General features: G+C 66.3%; 6 protein-coding genes and 1 pseudogene. 4 read left to right on the top strand and 3 right to left on the bottom strand.

Annotated features, from left to right (window positions below; genetic code table 11):
• Window positions 1-49: 49 nt before the first annotated feature.
• From MBELCI_RS19940 to MBELCI_RS11825, 3 genes are all read right to left on the bottom strand, one after another.
• On the bottom strand, window positions 50-208 hold the full coding sequence (locus MBELCI_RS19940) for a YqaE/Pmp3 family membrane protein (protein ID WP_021694449.1): 159 nt from the start codon (window positions 206-208) through the stop codon (window positions 50-52).
• A 201-nt stretch (window positions 209-409) separates the two neighbouring features.
• Window positions 410-1135, bottom strand: coding sequence for a Crp/Fnr family transcriptional regulator (locus MBELCI_RS11830; protein ID WP_021694448.1), 726 nt, complete (start codon window positions 1133-1135; stop codon window positions 410-412).
• A 469-nt stretch (window positions 1136-1604) separates the two neighbouring features.
• Entirely contained in the window at window positions 1605-2156 is a 552-nt protein-coding gene (locus MBELCI_RS11825) for a Crp/Fnr family transcriptional regulator (RefSeq protein ID WP_021694447.1), read from the bottom strand.
• Window positions 2157-2188: 32 nt separating this feature from the next.
• Here MBELCI_RS11825 and MBELCI_RS20760 point away from each other — a divergent pair, with 32 nt between their 5' ends.
• The 4 genes and pseudogenes from MBELCI_RS20760 (at window position 2189) to MBELCI_RS19370 (ending at window position 5832) form a co-directional block, all read left to right on the top strand.
• A complete protein-coding gene (locus MBELCI_RS20760; RefSeq protein WP_131505547.1) occupies window positions 2189-2536 on the top strand; it encodes a hypothetical protein in 348 nt (115 codons plus the stop codon).
• A gap of 238 nt (window positions 2537-2774) precedes the next feature.
• Complete coding sequence (locus tag MBELCI_RS19380; RefSeq protein ID WP_052512728.1) at window positions 2775-3761, top strand: chemotaxis protein CheB; 987 nt, start codon at window positions 2775-2777, stop codon at window positions 3759-3761.
• Window positions 3758-4147, top strand: a pseudogene (locus MBELCI_RS22305) (CheR family methyltransferase); the annotation flags it as partial. The gene MBELCI_RS19380 and the pseudogene MBELCI_RS22305, both read left to right, overlap by 4 nt.
• 908 nt (window positions 4148-5055) lie before the next feature.
• Window positions 5056-5832 carry an HWE histidine kinase domain-containing protein gene (locus MBELCI_RS19370; protein ID WP_081698571.1) on the top strand — a complete coding sequence of 259 codons (777 nt, stop codon included), beginning with the start codon at window positions 5056-5058 and terminating at the stop codon, window positions 5830-5832.
• The last annotated feature ends 177 nt before the right edge of the window (window positions 5833-6009 follow it).

Genomic DNA, 6009 nt, shown 5'->3' with positions numbered 1-6009 from the left:
GATCAGGGTCGCGACCGGCCCATGCGGGGACGGGCGCGACCCATGGGCCTCATCGTTTGATGATGATCCACAGCGCGTGGATGATGCCGGGCACATAGCCCAGAAGCGTCAGGATCACGTTGATCCAGAAATGCTTGCCGAGGCCCTCCTGCAGGAAGACGCCGAGCGGCGGGATGAAGATCGCGATGATGATGCGAAGGATGTCCATGGGTGCCTTTCCGGTGCACGAGAGCTTGGAGATGGTCAGACCGCCGGTCGCGGGCTGTCGCAGGACAAGCGCCGCGCGGACATCGGGTTCCGGCCGAACCGTGCCGGCATATGGCCAGCCTATGGCCATCGCCCTATCGGATTGGCCGAAGACCCTCGGCGTATCACGCCCCTCGCAACGGGGTCGATACCCCGCCCCGGATCAATCGGCGGCCCGATCCCCTTGCCGGAACGGCCCGATCAGCTGCTCGTACCGCTCCTCGGCCTGCCCGTAGAATTCGCCCGCAAGCTGGCGCAGACCGGCCCTGTCGCGGATCAGCACCCGCCCCCTGTGGGCGCGGATCAGGCCCTGCCCCTCGATCTCGTGGATGGTCACCGTCACCCCGGCCCGGCGCACGCCGAGCATCAGCGCCATGGTGTCATGGGTCAGCTCGAGCTCATCCCCCCGCGTCCGGTCGTGAAAGAGCAGCAGCCACCGTGCCAGCCGCACCATGAGCTTGCCCCGGCTGGCCGCCATGGTGGTGGCGAAGCTCTGCGCCATCACCGTGTCTGCAAAGAGAAGCATCCGTTTCCGAAAGACCGGCTTTTCCATGGCACGGCGGAACTCCTCGGCCCCGATCCGCCACCCCGATCCGTGCGACTGCATCACCGTGTCCGAAAGGCTGATCCCGGTGCCAAAGACATGCGACAGCCCCAGCATGCCCTCGGTGCCCACCAGCGCGGCCTCGATGTTCAGCCCGTTGCGCTCGCGCGCGATCAGGGAGGCCACCCCATCGACGAGGAAATAAGCGTGCGGCGCGGGCCGACCGACACGTTCGAGCACCTGCTGGCGGGGCAGCTCGACGAAATGCATGCCGTCGCGCAGTTCCTTGAGCATGTCGGGCGGCAAACCGTCGAGCAAGAGGTTCGGAATGATCGCTTCGACCAAGTTGATCTATCCTGTGGCGGCAGCCTCGGAACCGGCATTTTCCGCCTGTTTCGAACATGATGTGAAGAATGGCCATCGCAGCTAGCAGGTCCGCGAGGCGGAAACCAAGGCCGCCGGAGGGGTGCAGTACGCATTCGCACGTTGTTTTGCCGATGCCCCGCGGGCCGTGAAATGCACCTGCGAATACGGCATCCGTCATTTCGATGGATCAATTCCGGTTTGCCGGACCTGACATGCGGATGATCAATAGGGAGGGCCTTCGAACCCGGTTCGGCAACCAAAAGCCGCCGCATGGGAAAAAGCCGCCACATGGGAAATTGTCAAAGGATGCCGCTCCCTGCCCCCGTCTTCTCAAAAGACGGGCTCGTGCGACGTGACGCGTCGCAGCGGCTCTCCCGGGCCCTCAACCATCAGCCCACCGAAAAATGCCCTGATCCCCGAAAGCCCGGCAGCCAAAACCTTTCGCGGGTCAGACGGGCGTCCGCTCGGTCATGCATTCCGGCAAAAGGCGCCGGTAATGCGCCTCCGGCCCGCCATAAAAGCCGCCGGTGACCGCCTCGAGCCCCTCGCGGTCGCGGATCAGCACCCGCCCGCGGGTCGAGCGGATCAGCGCCCGGCCCTCAAGCTCGTGCAGCGCCACCGTCACGCCGGCGCGCCGCACCCCGAGCATCAGCGCCATGAATTCGTGGGTCAGCTCCAGCTCGTCGCCCGATATCCGATCGTGGCACATTAGCAGCCAGCGGGCGAGGCGGATCTCCAGCTTGCCCCGCCCATAGGCCAGCGCGGTGCCCTGGATCTGGATCATCACCGTGTGGACATAGCGCAGCAGCCGGTCGCGGCAGGCCCGGTTTTCGAGCAACCGCGACAGCGCCGCGGCCTCGATCCGCCAGCCCATGCCAGACACCTGTATCATCACATCGGCCGAGCCGCGATCATCGCCGAGGATCAGCGGCAGGCCGGTCATGCCCTCGCGGCCGACCAAGGCCGCCTCGATGTTCAGCCCGCCCTTCTCGCTCGACACGATCGAGCGATGCCGGCGGTCGGAAAATAGGCGTGTTCGACAGGGCGGTCGCGTCGCTCAAGCATCAGGCGCGCCGGCAGGTCGACGAAGCTCAGCACCTCGCGAAACTCGGCCCGTATGGCGGCGGGCATTCCACCAAGCAGCAGATTCGATTCGAAGGCTTCGGGGGCCATGAGACGTCCTCTCGATTGGGGCGAGAGAAATCCGAGGCTCCCGGCGACCATGCCCGAACGATCCGGCGGCCGATCATGGAAGCCTATCGGGGCCACCCACCCTTTTCCAAGGCATTGTGGAACAAAGCGTACGAAATGGCGCATAGTTTTGCCATCATCGGTCCGATCTCCCATGGCCCGGCGCGCCGGATGCATATAAATCAATGACTTGGCAGCATCGTTTGAAAGCCCGGCCAGAACCCGGTCGCCGCGGCCAGCGCGGCGGTGGACATTCGATCTCGGCCCTTCGTCACCGCTGTGCTAGCGTCGCCACGTGCGCCCGACCGCGGGCCATGACTTCGACCGGGGCACCGACCGGTTCCGCCATCGCCACGCCGGGCGTCGCCGGGTTTTCGATGCGTCCCGAGGGGGCCGGTTCCGGTCCCTTGTCCGAAAAGGTTGTTCGATGACTGCACTTCAGCCCCTCGTCGTGGGCATCGGCGCTTCCGCCGGCGGCATTCCCGCGCTCGAGGGTTTCTTCCGCTCGCTCGACGACGAGTGCGGCATGGCCTTCGTGATCGTCACGCATCTGAGCCCCGACCGCAAAAGCATGCTCGACCGCATCGTCGCGCGCTACACCCGGATGCCGGTGCTGACCGCCACCGACGGTCTGCGCGTGGAGCCCGAGCATGTCTATGTCATGCCCGAGGGGCGTTTCATGACGATCCGCGACGGCGCGCTGTGGCTGCACGAGGACGATCCGGTGCGGCGCGAGCGCAAGCCGGTCGACGTCTTCTTTGCCGCGCTGGCCGAGGATCAGGGCGACCACGCGGTTGGCATCGTGCTGTCGGGCGGCGATTCCGACGGCACGCTCGGCGTCAGGTTCATCAAGGAGCATGGCGGCGTCACGCTGGCGCAGGGCCGCGACGGATCGGCCCCGGCCAACCCCGAGATGCCCGAAAACGCGCGCGCCTCCGGCGGCATCGACTTCTTCGAGCCGGTGGAGCAGATGCCCGCGCGGCTCATGCAAATCCGGCGCGATGCCGTGACGCCGGCGCCCCTCGACCACGAGCAAGAGGCTTCGGCACAGGTCCAGCAGGAGATCGCGAAGATCCTGCGCAGCCGAACGGGACGCGATTTTTCCGGCTACAAGGCCAAGACATTCCTGCGGCGCGTGGCGCGGCGCATGAAGGTGGTGGGATGCGCCACGCCCGAGGCCTATCTGCAGCGGCTGCGCGACGAGCCGGACGAGACCGCAGAGCTGTTTCGGGACCTGCTCATCAACGTGACCGGCTTCTTTCGCGACGCCGAGGCCTTCGAGGCGCTGCGCACGCAGGTGATCGCGCGGCTTCTCGACGGGCGCGGCGCCGACGAGGCGATCCGCATCTGGGTGCCGGGCTGCGCCACCGGCGAGGAGGTCTATTCGCTGGGGATCCTGCTGCACGAGCCTTGAACGACATCGCCCATCCGCCGCGGGTTCAGCTCTTTGCCACCGACATCGACGAGGACGCGCTCACCGTGGCGCGGGCCGGGCGCTTCCCCGCGCAATTGCTGACGGGCGTCAGCCCCGAGAGGCGACAGCGCTTCTTTCGCAAGGACGGCGCGGCTTTCGTGATCTGCAAGGAGGTGCGCGACATGTGCATCTTCTCGCCACACAGCGTCATCGGCGATCCGCCCTTCTCGCGCATGGATCTCGTCTCCTGTCGCAACCTGCTCATCTACATGGATGCGGGTTTGCAGGATCAGGTGATCCCGACCTTCCACTACGCGCTCAAACCCGGCGGCTACCTGTTTCTCGGCAGCGCCGAGGGCGTGAGCCGCCACGCGCACCTGTTCGGACCCATCGACAAGAGAAGCCGCATCTTCCAGAGCCGCGGTCATGACGGCGCGCCGCGCCGCCTGCCGATGTCGGTCGAGGGGATGGCGCTCAATCCCACTGCCTCGCCCCACAGCCGCCGCATCATCGCCACCGCCGACCGACCGCTGCGCAAGCTGGTCGAGGCGCAGGTGCTCGACCGCCACGCCCCGGCGCATGTGGTCGTCACCACCGAAGGCGAGATCACCTTCTATTCGAGCAACACCGGCCGCTATCTCGAAGCGCCGCGCGGGGCGCCCAACCGCGACCTGATCGACATGGCGCGGCGCGAGCTGCGCATCGACCTGCGCGCTGCCCTGCGGCAGTCGCAAAAGACCCTGCGCCCGGCCATGCGGCAGGTCTTGATGCTTGAAAACGAAGGGCATGACGGCTTCCTGGTCGAGATCGTGGTCGAGCCGCTCGAGACCTCGCTGAGCAGCGAGCCGCTGTTTCTGGTGCTGTTCAAGTATCTCTCCGAGGCGCAGCCGCTGCTGGAGCAGATCGAGGAGGCGGCCCCCGACGAGGCGCAGGAGGCGGTGGAGCGCGAGTTGCGCGAGCTGCGCGAGCGGCTGCAATCGATCATCGAGGAATACGAGACCGCGCTTGAGGAGCTGAAATCCTCGAACGAGGAGCTGGTCTCGGTCAACGAGGAGGCGCAGTCGACCAACGAGGAGCTGGAGGCCTCCAAGGAGGAGATGCAATCGCTCAACGAAGAGCTGACGACGATCAACGGCGAGCTGAGCTCTTCGGTCGAGGAGCTGGACCGCGCCAATTCCGACCTGCAGAACCTCTATGCGGCCACGCAGGTCGCGACGATCTTCATGGATGGCAAGCTGGTGATCCGCAACTTCACCCCGGCGCCTCGGCCTTCTTCAACCTGCGTGACAGCGATGTGGGCCGGCCGCTCACCGATCTGGCGAGCCATCTCGATTTCCCGGGGCTCGAGGCGCGGGTGTGCGAGGTGTTCCAGACCGGCGAGGGCTTCGAGCAGCGGCTGTCGGCGCAGCGCAACGATCAAAGCTATCTGGTGCGCCTGATGCCCTACCGCGACCATGGGGAGGGGATCGGCGGCGTTGTGGTCACCATCGTCGACGTGTCGACGCTGGCAATGGCCGAGCGGCTTCAGAGAAAGCTCTTTACCGAGTTGAACGACCGGGTCCGCGACCTGCTCGCCGCCGCGATCGACATGACCGGCGGCGCCCGGCACGGCGCGGCCTCGCTCGATGCTTTTGCCGACGACCTGACCAAACGGCTGCACGGCATGGCGCGGACCTGCGAGCTGCTCATCGAGACCGGCTGGACGACGGTGCCGATCGACGCGCTCGTCAAGACCGGCCTCGTCGAGATCGATCCTGCCCGCATCGAGAGGACCAGCGAGGAGATCCAGCTGCGACCGAGACAGGCGCTGCAACTCGGCTTGATCCTGAACGAGCTGGCCCTTGGGGCCGGGCGTGGCGGGGTGCGCGAGGGCGAAGCTCCGGTGATCGCATGGCGGCTGGAGGAAGGGTGGATGACCCTCGAGTGGCAGGAGCGCGGCGGATCAAGCACCGGGATGGCGCGCCGTATCGAGGCGCTTGCCACGCGGATCACCGCCCTTGGCGGTCTTGGGAAAATCCGCGACACGGCAGATGGCCCCCTGTTCGCGCTGCGCCTGCCGCTGGAGACCTGAGGCGCGCGGCGACACGGGGTCCGCGCACTTCGCCCCCGTCTCATGCTCGGCCAAGATGCTGATGATCCGCGCGTCCGCAAGTCTCGTTTGATTCATTGCCCGTCCCCAAATCGGGCCGGACACCAATCGACGATCGAGCAAAAATCCTGTGGCAGGTCATCGAAGTCCAAGGGTCAG

This window comes from Limimaricola cinnabarinus LL-001, from assembly GCF_000466965.1.
In the GTDB taxonomy this organism is placed as follows: Bacteria; Pseudomonadota; Alphaproteobacteria; order Rhodobacterales; family Rhodobacteraceae; genus Limimaricola; species Limimaricola cinnabarinus.
Note: the sequence above shows the minus strand (reverse complement) of the source record. Positions and strands in the feature narration are given on the sequence as shown.

Bases quoted from the DNA above. Each gene is read 5' to 3' on its own strand.
- MBELCI_RS19380 (WP_052512728.1), top strand. From the start codon at position 2,775: ATGACTGCACTTCAGCCCCTCGTCGTGGGCATCGGCGCTTCCGCCGGC.
- MBELCI_RS19940 (WP_021694449.1), bottom strand. From the start codon at position 208: ATGGACATCCTTCGCATCATCATCGCGATCTTCATCCCGCCGCTCGGC.